Raw genomic sequence first — 18,849 nt, 5'->3', positions numbered from 1 at the left:
CCCCATATTAAGGGCATTTTTTATATCTTTGTATAAGTACGATCCCATCAATAGGCCGGGAACGTTTGTAGGTTTTGAAAATTACATAAACATGTTTCAATCTAAGTTCTATTGGGATGCTTGGGCAACAACCTTTATCATATTATTTTTGCAAATTGGAATGACCTTTTTAATTCCCATTATACAAGCACTTTTCTTAAATGAACTTGGAAGGTTGCAAAATACATTTACAACGCTATATATTATTCCAGCACTTATTCCAGCGGTTGTAAATGTAATCATATGGAAATGGATATGGCATCCAGACTATGGTATTGCCAATTCAATCGTGGCACTTTTTGGTGTAGAGCCTCAAACATGGCTCAGTGATCCAAAGCTTGTTCTATTTTGTATCGTCTTCCCAGGTGTGCTAGGTGGTGGACTCAATGTACTATTATATTTAGCAGCTATACAAAGCACCTCAACAGATGTATTAGAATCAGCAGCACTTGATGGCTGTGTAGGTTGGAGAAAAATCGTTTATATCATTTTACCAAATATAAAGTTTATGATTTTCATTCAATTTATTATGGCTGTTATTGTGGCTATGAATGCGCTAGATGTTCCCTATTTATATGCATCAGGTGGACCAAGCGGTGCATCAACCACTCAGGGAATTTATATTTTCAATACCTTTAATAAAGATTATAACTATGGCAGAGGCTCAGCCGCATCCATTATCATGTTGCTTATAGTAGGTATAGTTACATTGATGCAAATGCACTTTGAGAATGCGGAAAGGGAGTAGGCACTATGAAAAAAAGAATAAATAATAAAATTAAAGCAACAGCAGAAGAAAGAAGTTTAAAGATAGGTGCATTTATTATTTCAGCGCTATTTGTATGTGTGATGCTCTATCCTTTCTTCTTTACAATAGGAAACTCCATGAAAGATAGCAAAAAGATCTATGACATTCCACCTAAAATTTTACCGGAAATGGCTAAGAGTATTGTAATAGAGCTAGATTATACCGCTCATGATGGTAAGGCACCAGAAGAAATTGAAGAAATGTTAATTGAAGATACAGTTATGGCTATGTTTGGAGTTGCAGATGACTTAAGTAAAGAAAGTGTCTATGAGTATAAAGTGTATGCCAAGATGAATGACAAGACGATCTTTACGAGTAGGGTGCATCAGAGTTTGATTCAGTTAGAACGTGATTATGGGGTCTATGCAGGGGCTGTAGCCAAGCAAAAGGTATTACTTGCTAAAGAGAGGCATAAACAGGTTATACAAAATATAGGATATGATTTTGATCTAGAAGGACTTTCTCATGAGTTAGATTTAGAGGGGTATGAAAATACTTACAATGAGCAGATTACAGAGATTTTAACAGAGGATTTTGAGTTAAATGGAACTTATATCACAAGTGGTGTAAAGGATAATGTCTGGTTATTGCTTGAGACTTTTAAATATTACATAAAGATGCCTCAATACATTTATGGCGATAATCCACTTGTAAGTCAATATGGCTTTGGTGTATTTGTCATGAATACATGTATTGTTATTGGATTCGCCATTCTTTCACAAGTTTTCTTGTGCTCTATTTGTGCCTTTGTTATTAGTACAATGCTTGGAAAGAAAGCTGCAAAGTATATGATTTTCTTCTTTATGGGTGCCATGATGATTCCATTTGCAAGTATTATGACGCCACTGGTCTTAATGTTTAGAGATATGGGCGCTTATGACAACTACTGGGCACTCCTTTTACCATTCCTTTATCCAACAGGTTTCTTTGTATACCTTTACAAAGGATTCTTTGATAAGATCCCAAGTTCTTATTTTGAAGCAGCTAAAATAGATGGGGCATCTAATATTTTCCTATATTTTAAAATATGTATGCCACTTTCTAAACCGATTATATCACTTATTGCACTTCAAACCTTCTTAGGAAACTGGAATGATTTCTTCTGGGCATGGCTTGTAACAGAAGATCAAAAACTATGGACATTGAATGTTGCACTTTATAATATTTCTAACAACAATGGAACCAAGCAAAACTCCATATTAGGTCTTGCTATTATTACGATTACACCAGTTATTTTATTATCTATCTTATTTTCTAAACAGCTTAAACAAAGTGTTATTGCATCTGGTGTTAAAGGTTAAACATTGTATTAGGCTACATGCACTCAGTGTGTAGATCATAATAAATAAAGAGAAGCGAGGGGATAAATATGAAAAAAATGGTATCACTTATGTTATCAGGTGTCATGTTAGCATCCAGTTTAGTTGGGTGTGCAAGTGGGGAGAAAGTACCTACGCCATCAACAGATGTAACTTCCAAAACCAATGAATCTACCGATACACCAGATACAAATGCTAATGAAACAACTGAAAAAGCTGAGATTACTATCTGGAGAACAAGCCAACAAAATGAAGTGTATCGTGATCTAGATAAATTATTTATGGAAGAAAATCCAGATGTCAATGTAAAGGTTGTTATTAAAGAAGGTGATCCACAGCATGAATTTATGCAATCCGTTGCAATGGGGAATGCGCCAGATTTAGTACAAGCGGAATTTATGAATTTGATGAAATTTGCGGCAAATGGCATCTTAGAACCACTTAATCCTATGTTAGAAAGCTGGGGGGAATGGCCACAGTTTAATCAGTCTTACGTTGATATCCTAACAAGAGATGGCAATACATATGGTGTACCTTACCTTGTTATTCCTATGTTATTTGCTTATAACAAAGCTATTTTTGAGGAAAATGGTATTACAGAATTACCAAAAGATTGGGATCAAGCATTAGATATTGCGAAAAAGGTCAATGACCCAAGCAAGCAAATCATAGGTTATTCTACTTTAACTGCTGAGTGGACTGAATGGTTCTTCCAATACTATGTATGGCAAGCAGGTGGTGATTTAACCAAAGAAAATAGTGATGGAACAATCGAACTTACTTTTACAGACCCAGCTGCTATTGAAGCTGCAAAATACTATCAAAAACTTAAAGCAGAAGGTGTACTTCAAAGTGATCTTACCCTTAAATTCAATGATCTCATTGACCAATTTGCTCAAGGTAGAATTGCTATGATGCCTTGTGGTGGTGACTGGATTTCTCGTTTTGTAAATGCAGGAATGGATCCAGATGATATTGGGATTATGGTAAGTCCAGCAGGCCCAGGTGGCAAACAAGACAGTGCCATTGGTGGTAGCTCATTTGGTATTAGAGCTGGCTTAACGGACAACGTAAAAAATGCAGCCTTTAAATATATTACTTTTATTACAGGCCAAGAAGCTATTGAGTTCTATTTTGATGAGATGGCAAGTAAAGGCGCTACAGATTTACTTATTATTGCACGTGATGATATGAACGTTGGACAGTTCTATGACTTACCAGAAGAATATATTGCAATCTTAGAAGAAGCTAAAGCAAAAGGAAGATTAGAATTCTATGGTAAACCAGAATTTGGTGGCTATGTAGACCGTGTTGTACAAAAGCTATTTATTGATCCTAATATGGACATAGAAGCAGAGTTTAAGGCAGCACAAGATCTTGCAACAAAAGAAAAACTAGATGAATTTAATAAATTAAATAAAGTATCTGAATAAAAGACCAAAGAGAAATCCTACAGAAATGATAACACTCTAGACTGTAGGGTTTCTCTTTTTATAAATAGGAAGATTTAGTCATTACAAACGACTCATTACAGGGAGGAAATGATGAACAGAGCAAATACAAGGTTTGCAAGAAAAGCTTTAGCTTGTTATCTTTCGTTATGTATGTTTTTTATGACACTATTTACAGGTGTGATGGAGGTATCAGCATTGAGTGTTGTTAACGATCAAGATGTTCAACAAGAAATGATACAATTGTATTCAGGTCAGTCAACAACAACGCCAGGTGCTATAGAGATTACAACACCAGGATCTATACAACTCACCACATCAGGAGCTTTGCAACTCATGATGGGAGGTACAACTTACTATGTGAGTAATGCTGGAGATGATAATAACGATGGAACAACACCGCAGACGCCATGGGCTACAGTAGAGAAAGTCAATGAACAGGTATTTCTACCTGGAGATCAGATACTATTTAAAGCGGGGGATGTGTGGGCGCCAAGTAATGAAGGATATGCACCTGAAATAAATGGTGGATGGCCACAATGGCAAAATGAAGAAGGCGTAGCCACTGCCTTTTTAAAACCAAAAGGAAGTGGTACAGAGCAAAATCCAATCATTATTGGTAAATATGGTACAGAAAGTTATAATGAAAGGCCTCTATTTAATGGACTAGGAAAAGTTAACTTTACCATTCATATTAAAAATATGAATCACATTATCGTAGAAGATTTAGAAGTAACCAACCAACATCCAGAGGCAGTAGATAACCAAAACCACACGAGAGTTCTTCGTGGGATCTATATAGAAAATCATGGCATAGAAGGCAATACCATGAGAAATATCACTGTTCAGGATTGTTTTGTAAGAGATATTAATGCCCATTATCACCATAGGTTTAATAATGAAGGTGGCATCATTATTCGTAGTACGAAACAAGGTCCTTATAACTTTGATGGGGTATATATTAGAAACAATACCATTCACAATGTAGATTACGGCGGGATATTTTTCCGTAATGATAATCAAAATAGAGGGGCTATAGGTGCTGGCATAGGTCCTTGGATTGGTAGTCCTAATATTGTTATTGAAAACAATAGTTTAGACCAAATTGGTGGAGATGGCATTGTTGTAAGTACAGGGATTGGTACAGTGATTCAGTATAATGTTGTCAAAGATAGCCATCTAAAGTGCCCAGCACCATGTGCTGCCATTTGGAATATTAATAGTGACGATACATTACTACAGTACAATGAAGCGTATTTAACAAGACAAGATACTGATGGCCAAGCTTATGATGCAGATGGCGGTTGTAATAGAACCATTTATCAATACAACTATAGCCATGACAATGAAGGTGGATTTATGCTTCTTTGTCAATGGGGTGGTGGAGACAATAGAAATGGTGTAATACGTTATAATATTAGCCAAAATGATTTAAGTAAAGTTATCCATTTTGCAGGGGCAACAAACTTTAAAATTTATAACAATACATTTTATGCAGGACCAGGAAATAATACGGAAATGACACGTAGTACAGGAGATAGCGCTGAATTTAATAATAATATCTTCTATAATGATGGGACCAATTTTAGCTTTGCCAATGGAAGTGGGCATCGTTATAACAACAACTTGTATTATGGTATTGATGAAAGTAAACTTCCAAATGATCCAAATAAAATGGTTGTAGATCCTATGCTCTATGCACCAGGAACAGGTGGTGTCCTCTACCCACTAACGATAGAATCAGCCTATGATAATAGAGCAATGACATGGGAGAGTCTAGTTAATGAGAAATTAAAAGGTTATAAATTAATGGAAGGTTCTCCAGCCATTGATGCAGGAATAGAAGTAGATTTATCAACCAATCAAGTGGTACCAGCAACAAAAGACTTCTTCGGAAACAGCTTAGGCAATGGTAGACCGGACATGGGCGCACATGAATTTTCTAATGATGCCCCAGCAGCTATTCAAGAAGGCACGTCATGGAAGTTCTCAGAAGGTTACTCAATTGTTTCAGGAGAGAACCATTGGTCTTACTTATTGTTTAGTGAAAATAATACACCACTTATAACTGTTTTTGATACACCCAATTCTAATGTATCAGGTGTAAGTTCTTCATGGCGTGGGACCCAATGGATTTTCAAAAAGTCAGGAGGTGCCAATCCACATGAAGGCCATTATCCAGATGAAGTAGTTCCTGTTGATGATACAGTTGCCTATATTGCAAAAGACAAGATGTCTCTACCGGTTAAAGGGTATCAACCACATACTATGTACAACAATGGTCCGACCAATATGACTCCTCTGGCACAACATGACAAAATAGGTTATGGTTTCTTGGTGCCACAGGCAGGGGTTTATAATATTTCTGGTAGCGCTAGAAAAGATCAAATAGGTGGAGATGGTGTGGAGCTTTCGATTCAATTAAGTAATGGAACAGAAATTCTTGCACCTGTAACACTTGAAGCAAATGATACAACCAAAGGCATCACACACGATATTACATTAGACTTAAATAAAGGTGATGTCATCTACTTTATTGCAGGAAGTAGGGAGAATAATAGTGCAGATGTCATTACATGGGACCCGATAGTGACTTATATAGGAGAAGGTATCAGAAAACCTGAGATACCAGAAGGAAGTTACTTTATAGATGATAGACAAACACATCAAATCATATATACAGATATGACACCACAAACACATCTATCAGAACTTCTGGGAATGAATAAAACAACTCATATAGCACAAGAAAATGGGCAAGGCACGGCAGAACTTGAGTTTATGGGTTCAGCCATTCAAGTGATTAGTCAAAAAGCACCTCTAAATGGGGAAATGGAAATCATCCTTTATCAAGACGAGCAAGAAATGGATAGAGTGAGTGTTTCAGCTCAATCCGATCATACAGAACCTTACTTTATAGCCTATGATAAACAGGATTTAGAGTATGGTAAGTATCGTCTTGTAGTAGCCAATAAAGGGCCTCAAATGGTGATTGATGGATTTATTATTGATACGTGCAATCAAGATGGAACAAGTAATTTATGTAGCATTGATCTTTCTTCTAACTTAGATTATGTAGAGATTACATTAGAAGATGAAAGGGGTTATGTTTTACAAAAACCGTACAAAGTGTTAAGAAATTCTAAGGTTACTGTCAATGCTAGCCTTACCAATAACGCCTATACACTTGTTGGATTTAATATCAATGGAACGTTTAAAGGGCCAGAATCTTTTACGACACAGATTAACGAAGATACTTATATTCAAGCTATTCTAGCAGAGAAAAATAATGGTACGCTTCTAGATTTAAGAAATGCTAAGGTTGAAACAAATAATCGACATGGTGAGTTAAAGTTTGCACCAGAAAAAGCCTTTGACCAAATTGAAGATGATAGTCATGCTTATGCACCAAGCTATACTAATACCTTCCCACTTAATGGAAAACCAGCACCATACCTAATCGTAGAACTTCCAAGTAAGACTCAAGTTACACAAACTACACTCATTAATAAAGGAATGAGTGAATTTAGAGTCAAATCCTATAAAGTAGAATTTTCAACAGATGGCATTCATTTTAATAATGAGCAGCTCGTAGAGAATATGGCAGCTTTAAATGAATCAACTATTATGTTAGACGAACCTTTATCTGCCACACACCTTAAGATCACCGTACTAGAGGACGATGATAATCGCAATAACTTTGTATTATGTGAATTTAAAGTCTATGGTATGACCTCTATTGATAAGCATGCACTGAGCCAAGCAATTATAGAGGCACAACAAGTGGATTTAACAGATGTTGCTACACCTATAGCCAATGAGTTTAAGGGGTTAATTGCACTTGCAAAGTTATATGAAGCTTCTGAGAATGTAACACAAGAAGTCGTAGATCAAATGGTTGAAACCCTACGAAGCAAACAGACTTTACTCAAAGGAAATGGTGTTTACCTTTCAATTGAATGCAGTCTACTAGGAGAGCAGTACTCTGTTGAACCACAGCTAGTAGCTATTCCAGAGTCAGTAGACCTTAAAGCATTAGGGAGCGCAACACTTAAAGAACTTTTAACTTCAACGTTTCAAAATACAGCCTTTAATGCAGATGGTAAGTTGATTGCGCTTAATCATATTAGACCAACGTCATGGGTCATTTCAATTAATAACGATCGCACCAATAGTCAGCCTGATACAAGAAAGGTAATGATTCATGGTAATGATGTTATTCGTATAAGTTATTCAAATAAGGCAGATGGATCAGATATACTAGCAGATGTAAGAAATAAAGATGCTTTAATTAAGCAAATAGGCCTTGTAAATACGTACCAAAAAGAACAACTCAAGTTTAATCCAGATTTATTAGAAGCCTATAATGATGCAGTATCACTATTCCAGAGTTTAACAGCAACACAACAAACAATAAATGCAGCCGCAGATAAATTAGAAAAAATCAATACTTATGCCACAGAGGCTGAGATTCAAAGTATAAGAGATAAGATTATACAGGCACAAGCCTATGACCCAACCTTGTATACAGAAGAAAGCTATAACATATTAGTAGTGGCAGTGCGAGAAGGACAGAAAGTATTAGGGAAAAATCAGGTGACAAAGTTTGATGTAGAACAAACGATTAAAAAAATCAATCAAGGAATAAGTGGACTCGTTTTAATAGGAAACTTAGAAGCGACCCAAGAAGAGATTAAATCACTAGAGGATAAACTCAAAGAAGCTAAGACATATCATGAAGACTTATATACAGTAGAGTCTTACAACATATTAGAAGGTATGATAGAAAAAATAGAAAGGCTTTTAAATGAAGAGGCGATTACAAAATCACAGGTTCAACAAGGAATACGTAACTTAAATGAGGCGATTGAAGGATTGATTCCTAGAGAAGAAGTAGAGGCTACACCAGAAGAGATTCAGACTCTTAGCGCTACACTAGTACAAGCAAAGAGCTATAATAAAGCCTTATATACAACCCAATCTTACAAAAATCTAGAAATTGCAATGGATAAAGCAAATAAAATTTTAGCACAAAATAAGATAACCAAGTTAGAAGTAGAACAAGGCATACAACATCTTAAGAAGGCTATAGCAGAACTGGTACGTCTATCTACAGATGGAGGTGGATCATCTGGAGGTAGTTCATCTGGTAGTGGTTCAGGTGGTGGTGTAAGTCATGAAAAAGAGCCCGAGCAACCTAACTATAAGGAAACCATTACGATAGATGGAGTAGAAGTAGACAAAGAAAAGATAATAGTATTTAAAGATCAGGAATTGATTTCTAATTATGCAAAGCATGCAGTAAATCTTGCAACAGCACTTGGATTGATTCATGGCGATGAGGGTTACTTTAGACCCCAACAAGCTATTACAAGAGCTGAATTTGTTAAGATGATCATAGCGTTACTAGGACTTGATATAACTCAACCTTATACCAATGTATTTGAAGATGTTACAAGTACAGATTGGTATGCAAACTACCTTTCAGTAGCCTATGAAGAAGGCATTTTAATAGGGGATAGTGGTTATGCTTATCCTAATGCACCAATTACAAGACAAGAAATGGCAGTAATTTTAATCCGAGCATTAAAGTTAGAACAGGTAAAGGGTAATGAATATATCAATGATTTTGAACATATTTCAGAATATGCAAAAGAAGCAGTTCAAACAGCTTATTACCATGAACTTATTCAAGGCATGAATGGTAACTTTAAGCCACATGATACAGCGAATAGAGAAATGGCAGTAACAGTTGTTGTAAGGGCCTATAAAGCCTTTTTACATCAGCAATAGAAATTTAGAAGACACATAAAAGAGGATAAGATACTTACTAACTTGTTAAAAGAGGAGAAGTGAGTATCTTATCCTTTTATCACAGAAAGAAAGTTAGGGGTGAACTCATGGAAAAAAGATTAAAGAAAATAGTTACTTTAGGGGTTATAGTTGTCTTATCGGGTTTTATTTTTATGACAGTGACAATGGGGGCGACTAAAGAACAGGAGGCATACTTGAAAATTAATAATCAGTTTATTGAAAAAGATGAAATCAATTTTATTGTTAGCAATATGAAGTCTAGTGTAATTAGTCAGGTACAAGGTCGATATGGCTTAACTTATGATGAGAACTTTTGGAATACAAAAGTGGGGGATACAACACCTAGAAAAATACTAGAGGAGAAAGTTATAGAAACGTTAGTAAGAAATACAGTGATAGAAGAGTTGTTAAGTGCTGAAGACCTTTTGCAATATGATAGTTTTGAAGCATTCAATGAACTGCTTGTTAATGTAAATGAAATGAGAAAAAAAGCAGTAGCCAATAAGGAAGTGATTTATGGCCCAGTAGAATATTCTCAGTTTGATTACTATAACTATTTAATGGCCAATAATCTTATTGCTCTAAGAGAACGTTATAGGATGTCAAAAAAAGTGGACATAACAGATGAGATACTTAAAGCCTATGAACAAAGTCATCCAGAGCTTATCCATACAGAGGCGAATACTTTAGAGACAGATCTCATTTATATGAAATTTGTTGAAGCAGATGGTACTCTTAATGCTCATAAAGAGCAATTATACTTTTCATCTATGAATGAAGTTTATAAGTTACTTGAAGAAGGAAAAGGGATAGAAGAACTCCTAAAATTATATCCAGATGTATTAAATTATGAACCCTATTCCTTTTTGGCTGAAAACGAGCGACAAGATCTGAATAGGTATGGGAATTTGATGGAGGCATTCAATCAAGTACCGGAAGGTGCATTTACACCTGTTATATGTGATAATGGTGCCTACTATATTGGGATTTTAAATAGGAGAGAAGCAGGCGATAAAAGACCATTTGAAGAATATAAAGATTTTTTGGCTATTAAGTATATTGAAGAGTGGATTCAAGATGATATAGATGCCTTAACAGTGAAAGCGCAAGTTCAGATACTAAAGCCATTTACACAATGAAAAAACGTCCTATATAACTAAGGTTTTAGACCTTGTTATATAGGACATTTTAAGTAAAAGAGATGTAGAGCATGTAATGAAAGCTTATTTACGAAAATATTTCATTTTAATTGTTTTACCAGTTACACGAGACGCTTCAGCAGCTAAAGCAAGTAAGTGACTTTCTACTGAAATGTCAATGGGTGTAATAGAAGGTGATGGCTTACCTGTTGCAATAAAGTTAACGAAATCATTCATAAGATTATGATCGCCACCGCCATGACCAGAATGATTTTGAGTTGTATAAATCACATCTTTACGTCCACTATGGAAATCATAAACTTCTATTACATGTTCATCACCAAAGAGCACACGAATCTCTCCGTGAGTACCCATCAAACGCATGGTGCGACTAAAGTCTTTTGTAAAACCACACATAGTGAAAGAGACTGTTAAACCACTTTTGTAGTTAAGATTGACCACTTGATGATCGACTACATCATTTCCTGCTTTAAACGCACATTTGCCAAAAGGAGAAGTTTTTAGATGTTCCATAATTTCTTCAGAAGTCATAGGATTGGGTGAGAAATAGTCCGTTCCCCATAATTTATCTTTAGCATAAATACGAGGTGCTGAATAGGTACAAGTATGGACATGAGGACAGCCATCTGTACAACGACTTGGTGCATCAATTGGTGCATTTTCTTCGCAGAAGTAGCTTAAACTACCAAAGGAAGAAATTTCAGTACATTCATCTTCACAAAGCCACTGGATAATATCTAAGTCATGACAAGATTTTGCCATAATCATTGGTGCACTTTCAGAAGCTTTTTGCCAAGGACCACGTACATAGCTGTGTGAATAATGAATATGATAGACGTTTTCACAGTGAGTAATCGACATCAGTTTTCCGATACGCCCACTATCTACGATTTCTTTAAGTGTTCTAAAGAGGTTAGTATAGCGTAAAACATGGCATACAACCACGTTTAAGTCTTTTTCTTTTGCCTTATCTCTAATTTGAATGCATTCTTCAGCCACTGGTGAGATAGGTTTTTCAAGTAGAAGATGATAGCCGCGTTCTAAAGCTTCCATAGCTGGTGCAAAGTGGAGTTTGTCTTGGGTACAAATGAAAGCAACATCTGCAAATTTAGGTTTTTCCAAGAGTTCTTCCCAAGATGTAAAACAATTTTCATCAGGAATATTATGTAATTTTTGAAGGGTTTTACGACGATCTTCTAGAGGTTCGGCAACACCTACGATTTTAATTTCACTAGCATTTTGTAAAGCATAAGAAGTATAGGCAAGCGTACAGCGAGGTCCAGCCCCCACTACAATTGCTGTAATTTGTTTCATTGGATAATCCTCCTAAGGTGTATAGATTATTACAAAAGTTTTTGTTAACCCTATTTTATAATATCTACGCTTTTTTAAAATGCTTTTTTAGACCCTAAACATATAAAATTAGACACCTATTAGACAAATGGAGTAGGTAATTCCGCACTTATATAAAAACTGTAGAAATACCATTGGCTTTTGTATTATAATGTAGAAAGTGATAAGAACTGATCAATGATAGAACGTATGCAAAACACAATATAAAAATGATAAGGCAGCATACAAGAAAGGGAAGAATATGAGAACATTAAAGACGTTAGAAGGTATTTCAGACGGTAAACTCTATGATATAGATGACTATGTAAAAGCCGATACATGTGGATGTAATGGGTGCTATACCTGTTGTCATCAAGTAGGAGACTTAGTTGAACTTACCCCATTTGATGCTTATGAAATAGTAAGTCACCTCAATGTATCCTTTGATGCATTACTAGGGGATAAATTAGCGCTTCAAAAAAATAATAAATTGATGCTCCCTTATCTCAAGATGGTAGGAGAAACCCAGCAATGTAGCTTTTTAAATGGAGAAGGCAGATGTAGTATACATGGACAACGTCCAAACATCTGTAGACTATTCCCATTAGGAAGAGTTTATGAAAATGATGATTTTAAATACTTCTTACAAGTAGGGACATGTGTCATGCCTAACTTAGAAGAAATTAAAGTAAGTGAATGGATTGGAATTGTGAATTATAACGAAAACAAGACATTCATTTTAACGTGGTACAAGTTATTAAAAGCACTTAACTTTAGATTGAAATTTGTCTATGATGAAGCAGAGTTAGAAGAGATTAATCAGTATGTACTGGATACATTTTATCGCATAGAAGTAAAAGAAGGTGAAGACTTCTACACTGCATTTTTCAGAGTATTACCTGAAGCAAAAGAACGACTAGGCATTTTATAAACAAAATAAAGAATGAGAAGTCCCGCTATTGGTGTACAGCGAAGTGTGCCAATAGTGGGATCTTTTTGCATAAGGAGATTAAAAAGGCTTTCCAATAATATAGACCGACAAATTAGGATGGATAAAGACAGGAGAAAGTCAAGGATACATGATAGTATAGTTATGAAAACAGCAAAAAGGGAGGTTGTAAAACAATGATTCATTCGAAAGGTAGAATGGTAGGGGTACTACTAGGGATTAGTACCTTGATTAGTATAGGTTTGACAAGCCTAAAATCTAATGAGATAGAAGCTAAACAAGCGATACAAATGGAGCGTCATGATACAGTTATAGTGGGGGGCGGTATTGCAGGTTTAACTTGTGGTTATTTTTTAGAAGATGAAGATTTCGTTATTCTTGAAAGAAAAAGTACAATTGGTGGAAGAACGATCTCGGGTGTTCATGAATCTTTTACATATGCTAAAGGTACAGAATATTTAGGAACACCAGAAAGTGCCTTAATGGAGATGATAGATGAACTTGGATTAGAACCCAAAGAAATTCCTTCACCAATGGATGGGTATTTTGATGGCAAAAACTTCTATTATGGAAGTGATGGTATAAAAAGGTATTTGGTGAGTAATAGTGACTATGATGCCTATGAAACGTTTACAGATCTTATATTAGATGCCTATGAAGATTATGATGAAGTTCCAGATTTTGATTATACATTTAGAGCAAAAAAACTAGATAATATGAGTGCAAGTCGTTGGCTTCGTAACAATAATATTCCAGCAGTATTTATAAAAAAATATAACGTAACTTCAAAAGGATTATTTGGTGCAACCCTTGACGAAATCTCTGCATTAAGTTTTATTCCTGAAGCAGCCTATGACTATGAGGATGAAGGCTTTAATGAAGGGTATGTAGATTACGAAGATTTTGATGAAGAGGATATTGAAGAAGAGTATGCAGAGGCAAAAGAAGAAAGTTCAGGATCCTACTCATTTGTCAAAGGATTGACAGAGCTCACAGATAAATTAGGTGAGGTATTAGAAGATAAAATCAAATTAAGTAGTAATGTTAAAAGTATTACTAAAAAAGGTAGAGAGTACGTTGTGACATATGTAGGAAATGATGGTAAAGAATCGATTATACTTGCTGATAACGTTGTATTAGCAGTACCAGCTCCTGAAGCACTTAAAATAGCACCTACTGTGATTTCTAGAGAAAAGACGAATATTATGAAAAATATTAAATATGCATCTTATGCAACGGTTGCACTATTCTCAGAAACACCAATATTTGATAAAGCATTTGATCTAGCAGTACCAGATGGATATTTCTTTACGGATATTTATGATTCTACATGGGTAGAAAGATTTTATGATGATAAAAAAACAGAGTTAGAGGACTATATTATTTCTGTATATGTTGCACCTAAAACAGGTGTAGATCATTCATTAGATACTATGAGTGATAAAGAATTAATAAAAAATGTCTATAATGATTTAGATAAAGTTTTTAACGCTGCAAGTAGTAAGGTTACAGGATACGATATTGAACGCTTCCCATATGCATATCCAATTATGTCTGAAGGGGCATATAAAAGATTGCTAAGATTAGATGAACTGAATTATGGATCTCTTATTTTAGCAGGAGATTACTTAGTTTATCCAACTTTTGAAGGTGCTGTAGAATCAGGTTATTTAGCTGCAGAGCGTATCATGGATAGCTATTAAGATATCCAAAAACCTATTTGAATATTGAAATCTTAATAGAGAGCTAGAAGCTCTCTATTTTTGAATGAAAATTTTATTTTGTGGAACGATTAACTTAAAGCTACATGATAAAATAACAGTAGATTTTGTTGATAGGAGGACGAATGAACTGGATAGAAATTATACAAAAAGCAATGAGTTTTATAGAAATGGAGTTGGCAAACAGTGAGCTATCCTCTCAACTTGTTGCCAAACATGTCCATGTGAGTGAATCCCATTTTACAAGGGCATTTCAGATATTGACAGGCTTCACTCTATCAGAATATATTCGTAATCGCCGTCTATGTGTAGCTGGAGAGCAGTTACAAGGTTTAGAAATATCTGTATCTGAGGTTGCTCTTAATGTTGGTTATGAGTCAGCAGAAGCTTTTTCTAAAGCATTTAAACGTTTTCATGGTGTGACACCAAGTGAAAGTAGAGGTGAAAAATTAAAAGTATTTTACCCTTTGCAAGTAAAGCTTATACTGACACAAGAGCGTCCACTTACTTATACTATTCAAGAGAAGACATACATCTTTTTAAATGGAATAACCAGTAGTGTTCCAAGTGATGACCCAAATGCTACAGGTTATCTGTGGGCAAAGTCTGAAACAGATGGATACTTAGATAGGTGCTGCGGATTTTCACAATTTGAAACTTTAGTTGGTGTTTCTACAGGAGAGGGATATACTATTAAGGAAAATGTACACAGCCATCAAAGGATACAGTAGTGATTATTCCACCTCATAAATGGGCTATTTTTCCTTGCCCGGGTGAGATGCCTCAGTCTATACTTCAAATATGGAAGCAGATTTATACAAGCTGGATTCCGAGAGAAGAATATGAAATTGTAGATCAACCACAGTTAGAAGTGTATTTTGAAGTTGATGAGGGGTATGCTTGTGAAATTTGGATACCTGTTAAGTAATACTTATAGGATCGATGTATTTATTTAAACGTATAAATACATCGATTTTTAATATATGTCGATAAATCTATTAAACTATGGCAGAGGATGCATATGTAAAAATATTACCTCTTCAAGTAAAAAATATCCCTTCAAAAGTAGTAGGTCTATTTCTTATAATGAAACTATAAAAAGAGAGAACAAGGGGGAAATGTTATGAAAAAGGTTTTACACAAATTACTTCCATTATTATTAACAGTGCCTATGATGGCAACCATGGTAGGATGTAGCCAAAGTAACACGCCTGCACCTAGTGAAACACCTTCTAGCACACAAGAGAGTCAAAAAGGGAATGGCCAAGTGACTTTAACCATGTGGAGTATTGCAACAGAAAGTGATGCCTTTAATCCAGCCTATACAAAAGCAATTGCTGATTATGAGGCAGCCCATCCAGAGGTTAAGATTGTACATGAAACTTTTGAAAATGAATCTTATAAGACCAAGATCAAATCAGCCGTAGCCGCCAATGAACTTCCAGATATCTTTTTCACATGGGGGGGAGGATTTTCTGAACCATTTATCGCTTCAGGTAAAGTCTTAGAATTAGATAGCTACTTTACAGATGAATACAAAGCTCAACTTCCTATAGCAGCACTAACGAATGCTACATATAACGATAAACTATACGGTTCAACTTTTACCACACCTGTATCTGCATTATTCTATAATAAGAAAATGTTTGATGAACGTGGACTTACGCCACCAACGACTTGGGATGAACTTGCTAATGTTTGCCAAACCTTCTTAAGTGATGGTATTACACCATTTGGTGTAAGTGTAAAAGATACATGGGTACTTGCTATGTGTCATGATGCACTTACTCTAAAATCAGCTGGTCCTGAAAAGACAAAACAAGCAATTACTAAGCAAGGGGTAAGCTATAATGATCCAGATTTCTTGGCTTCAGCAACAAAGCTTAAAGAGTTAGTAGATATGGGTGCTTTTCTAAATGGTGCGACAGGTGTTTCAAACGATGAAGCAAGTGCACAATTTTACAACGGTACAGTTCCTATGTACATTACAGGAAGTTGGATGGGAGGTTCTATTTTGACAGATGCTCAGAATCCAGAAGACTTTAGTGTTGCACCTGTTCCAGTAATCAATAGCAATAATGCTAAAATTACGGACTTTATGGGTGGGGCAGCAGATACTTTAATGGTAGCTCAGTCTACAAAATATCCTGATATTGCAGGTAATGCAGTATTTGAACTTTGTAGAAGTATTTCTAAATATGCTTATTTAGATGGTGCGGGTATAGCTGCTTGGGAAGTAGATTATGATGATAGTGGCGTAAATCCTATTACACAGAAAATTGCAGAGTTTGCAGGTGAAGCAACCTCTTTCACATTATGGTTTGACACATTAATGGCAGCTGAAGATGCTGGAGAATACCTTGCACTCTTACAAGAATTGTATATGGGGAACATTTCACCACAAGAATTTGTAGAAAGTATGGCGATTCAATTAGGTGAATAAACAAGGTATAAAAAGGTACTTCTAGTCCTATAGAAGTACCTTTTTAGCAATAGAAGAAAATAGAGAGAGCCATTTTAACTAAGGGGGAAGTCATACATGGATAAAGTGATGCGTAATAAGTTAGCCATTTTTATATTCATAGCACCAGCAGCAATACTCTTTTTTATGATTATTATTATTCCTATTTTTATGTCAGCATACTATAGTTTATTAAACTGGGATGGTATTACAACAGGAAATTTTGTAGGCTTAGAAAACTATATAACCCTTTTTACAAGCAAGTCTATTGCCTTTCCTAAAGCCCTTTCAAATGTATGTATTTTGGCAGTGTTATCTGTTTTTATTCAGTTACCACTTTCATTGTTTTTAGCCCTTGCCCTTGCAAGAGGTATTAAAGGAGAAAGGTTTTTTGTAACGGTTTTCTTTATTCCCGTATTAATCTCAACCGTTGTTATTGGGCAGTTATGGGCGAAGATTTATAACCCTGACTACGGTATTATTAATAGTGGATTAAATGCTTTAGGATTAAATCACCTGACGCGTGTATGGTTAGGTGATCCGAAGACCGCATTACTGGCTGTTTTTGTACCTATATTGTGGCAATACGTAGGGTATCACATGCTTCTACTCTATGCTGGTATTAAGTCTATTTCAAATGATGTAAGAGAAGCAGCTGTTATAGATGGTGCATCTTACTGGCAAACATGTAAATATATTATCATCCCACTTATCAAGCCTATCATCCAAGTATGTGTTATTTTTGCAGTAACAGGCTCGTTAAAGGCTTTTGACTTGATTTATGTGCTAACCAATGGAGGTCCAGCCCATGCCAGTGAGGTACCAAGTACTTTGATGGTCTCTATGATTTTTGGGCGTAATCGCTATGGTGTAGGAAGTGCCATTGCTCTTTGTATTATCTTCTTATGTTTCTTCTTTTCTATTTTAATAAAGAAAACATTTAAGACGGAGGTGGAATAAATGAAGTCAAGTCTAGGAAAAAAAATAGTTTTTGTTATTCTTATAGTATGGGCTGCAATTCAACTTTTTCCTCTCTATTGGATGTTTACTTTCTCACTAAAAGATAACTCAGAAATCTTTGGGCAAAATATAATAGGATTACCTAGAAATTGGCTTTGGTCTAACTATAGCGAAGCATTAACAACAGGTAACATGGGACGTTATTTTTTTAATAGTGTGATTGTAACAGGTGGAACCATTTTACTTACAACTATGTTAGCCTTAATGGCAACTTATGCATTAACAAGAATGATTTGGAGAGGCCAAAAAGTAATGAACATGGTTTTTATGCTAGGGCTTACAGTTTCTATCCATGCGGCCATACTTCCTGTATTTATTATTCTACGTAATTTGAAAATGCTAGATTCTTATCAAGCATTGATTTTGCCGTACTCGGCTTTTGCTTTGTCCATGGCAATCCTGATTAGTGGAAGTTTTATGCAGAGCATTCCCAGAGAGTTAGAAGAATCAGCTTGTATTGATGGATGTAGTGTATATGGCATCTTTTTTAGAATTATTTTACCACTTATGAAGCCAGCGCTTTCAACTATTGGTATTTTTGTTTTCTTGCAAGCTTGGAACGAGCTTATGTTTGCTGTTATTTTTATTAGTAGTTCTAAATATAGAACATTGTCAGTTGGGATACAGACCTTATGTGGTGCCTATACAACAGATTGGGGGCCAATAGGTGCAGCACTTGTCATTGCAACTTTCCCAACATTAATTGTTTATTGTTTTATGAATAAAAAAATTCAAGAAAGCTTACTTGTAGGCGCAGTCAAAGGATAGGGGGATT

The 18,849-nt window shown here is 35.4% G+C and carries 13 protein-coding genes; 12 read left to right on the top strand and 1 reads right to left on the bottom strand.

The window, feature by feature from the left end; genetic code table 11:
* Positions 1-91: 91 nt before the first annotated feature.
* The 5 genes from PBV87_RS10065 to PBV87_RS10045 all read left to right on the top strand — a co-directional run bounded on the left by PBV87_RS10065 (position 92) and on the right by PBV87_RS10045 (position 10,570).
* Positions 92-787 carry a carbohydrate ABC transporter permease gene (locus PBV87_RS10065; protein WP_271012146.1) on the top strand — a complete coding sequence of 232 codons (696 nt, stop codon included), beginning with the start codon at positions 92-94 and terminating at the stop codon, positions 785-787.
* Between the two features lie 5 nt (positions 788-792).
* On the top strand, positions 793-2,148 hold the full coding sequence (locus PBV87_RS10060; RefSeq protein ID WP_271012145.1) for a carbohydrate ABC transporter permease: 1,356 nt from the start codon (positions 793-795) through the stop codon (positions 2,146-2,148).
* 68 nt (positions 2,149-2,216) lie between these two features.
* On the top strand, positions 2,217-3,599 hold the full coding sequence (locus tag PBV87_RS10055; protein WP_271012144.1) for an extracellular solute-binding protein: 1,383 nt from the start codon (positions 2,217-2,219) through the stop codon (positions 3,597-3,599).
* A 111-nt stretch (positions 3,600-3,710) separates the two neighbouring features.
* Positions 3,711-9,410 (top strand): S-layer homology domain-containing protein, encoded by a 5,700-nt coding sequence (locus PBV87_RS10050; protein ID WP_271012143.1) that lies wholly within the window; start codon positions 3,711-3,713, stop codon positions 9,408-9,410.
* A 107-nt stretch (positions 9,411-9,517) separates the two neighbouring features.
* Positions 9,518-10,570 (top strand): peptidylprolyl isomerase, encoded by a 1,053-nt coding sequence (locus PBV87_RS10045; RefSeq protein WP_271012142.1) that lies wholly within the window; start codon positions 9,518-9,520, stop codon positions 10,568-10,570.
* Between the two features lie 84 nt (positions 10,571-10,654).
* Here the strand turns inward: PBV87_RS10045 and PBV87_RS10040 are convergent, their stop codons facing one another.
* Positions 10,655-11,905, bottom strand: a complete 1,251-nt coding sequence (locus PBV87_RS10040; RefSeq protein ID WP_271012141.1) for a Gfo/Idh/MocA family protein — start codon at positions 11,903-11,905, stop codon at positions 10,655-10,657.
* Positions 11,906-12,185: 280 nt separating this feature from the next.
* Between PBV87_RS10040 and PBV87_RS10035 the strand changes: the two genes are divergently transcribed.
* The 7 genes from PBV87_RS10035 to PBV87_RS10005 all read left to right on the top strand — a co-directional run bounded on the left by PBV87_RS10035 (position 12,186) and on the right by PBV87_RS10005 (position 18,842).
* Positions 12,186-12,854, top strand: a complete 669-nt coding sequence (locus tag PBV87_RS10035; RefSeq protein ID WP_271012140.1) for a YkgJ family cysteine cluster protein — start codon at positions 12,186-12,188, stop codon at positions 12,852-12,854.
* Between the two features lie 194 nt (positions 12,855-13,048).
* Positions 13,049-14,575 carry a protoporphyrinogen/coproporphyrinogen oxidase gene (locus PBV87_RS10030; protein ID WP_271012139.1) on the top strand — a complete coding sequence of 509 codons (1,527 nt, stop codon included), beginning with the start codon at positions 13,049-13,051 and terminating at the stop codon, positions 14,573-14,575.
* A 143-nt stretch (positions 14,576-14,718) separates the two neighbouring features.
* Positions 14,719-15,324, top strand: a complete 606-nt coding sequence (locus tag PBV87_RS10025) for a helix-turn-helix transcriptional regulator (protein WP_271012138.1) — start codon at positions 14,719-14,721, stop codon at positions 15,322-15,324.
* Positions 15,324-15,521 carry a GyrI-like domain-containing protein gene (locus PBV87_RS10020; RefSeq protein WP_271012137.1) on the top strand — a complete coding sequence of 66 codons (198 nt, stop codon included), beginning with the start codon at positions 15,324-15,326 and terminating at the stop codon, positions 15,519-15,521. Before PBV87_RS10025 ends, PBV87_RS10020 begins: the two co-directional genes overlap by 1 nt.
* A gap of 195 nt (positions 15,522-15,716) precedes the next feature.
* The gene (locus PBV87_RS10015) at positions 15,717-17,036 is read left to right on the top strand and encodes an extracellular solute-binding protein (RefSeq protein ID WP_271012136.1); all 1,320 of its coding nucleotides are present in this window, start codon (positions 15,717-15,719) and stop codon (positions 17,034-17,036) included.
* Positions 17,037-17,132: 96 nt separating this feature from the next.
* Positions 17,133-18,014, top strand: coding sequence for a carbohydrate ABC transporter permease (locus tag PBV87_RS10010; RefSeq protein ID WP_271012135.1), 882 nt, complete (start codon positions 17,133-17,135; stop codon positions 18,012-18,014).
* Positions 18,015-18,842: a carbohydrate ABC transporter permease gene (locus PBV87_RS10005; RefSeq protein ID WP_271012134.1), complete on the top strand. Its 828-nt coding sequence runs from the start codon at positions 18,015-18,017 to the stop codon at positions 18,840-18,842.
* Positions 18,843-18,849 lie beyond the last annotated feature (7 nt).

This window comes from Holtiella tumoricola (assembly GCF_027857615.1).
Lineage (GTDB): Bacteria > Bacillota > Clostridia > Lachnospirales > Cellulosilyticaceae > Holtiella > Holtiella tumoricola.
This window is presented reverse-complemented; position numbering and strand designations above follow the sequence as displayed.

Bases quoted from the DNA above. Each gene is read 5' to 3' on its own strand.
- PBV87_RS10025 (WP_271012138.1), top strand. From the start codon at position 14,719: ATGAACTGGATAGAAATTATACAAAAAGCAATGAGTTTTATAGAAATG.
- PBV87_RS10015 (WP_271012136.1), top strand. From the start codon at position 15,717: ATGAAAAAGGTTTTACACAAATTACTTCCATTATTATTAACAGTGCCT.
- PBV87_RS10040 (WP_271012141.1), bottom strand. From the start codon at position 11,905: ATGAAACAAATTACAGCAATTGTAGTGGGGGCTGGACCTCGCTGTACG.
- PBV87_RS10045 (WP_271012142.1), top strand. From the start codon at position 9,518: ATGGAAAAAAGATTAAAGAAAATAGTTACTTTAGGGGTTATAGTTGTC.
- PBV87_RS10030 (WP_271012139.1), top strand. From the start codon at position 13,049: ATGATTCATTCGAAAGGTAGAATGGTAGGGGTACTACTAGGGATTAGT.
- PBV87_RS10010 (WP_271012135.1), top strand. From the start codon at position 17,133: ATGGATAAAGTGATGCGTAATAAGTTAGCCATTTTTATATTCATAGCA.
- PBV87_RS10060 (WP_271012145.1), top strand. From the start codon at position 793: ATGAAAAAAAGAATAAATAATAAAATTAAAGCAACAGCAGAAGAAAGA.
- PBV87_RS10065 (WP_271012146.1), top strand. From the start codon at position 92: ATGTTTCAATCTAAGTTCTATTGGGATGCTTGGGCAACAACCTTTATC.
- PBV87_RS10005 (WP_271012134.1), top strand. From the start codon at position 18,015: ATGAAGTCAAGTCTAGGAAAAAAAATAGTTTTTGTTATTCTTATAGTA.
- PBV87_RS10035 (WP_271012140.1), top strand. From the start codon at position 12,186: ATGAGAACATTAAAGACGTTAGAAGGTATTTCAGACGGTAAACTCTAT.
- PBV87_RS10050 (WP_271012143.1), top strand. From the start codon at position 3,711: ATGAACAGAGCAAATACAAGGTTTGCAAGAAAAGCTTTAGCTTGTTAT.
- PBV87_RS10055 (WP_271012144.1), top strand. From the start codon at position 2,217: ATGAAAAAAATGGTATCACTTATGTTATCAGGTGTCATGTTAGCATCC.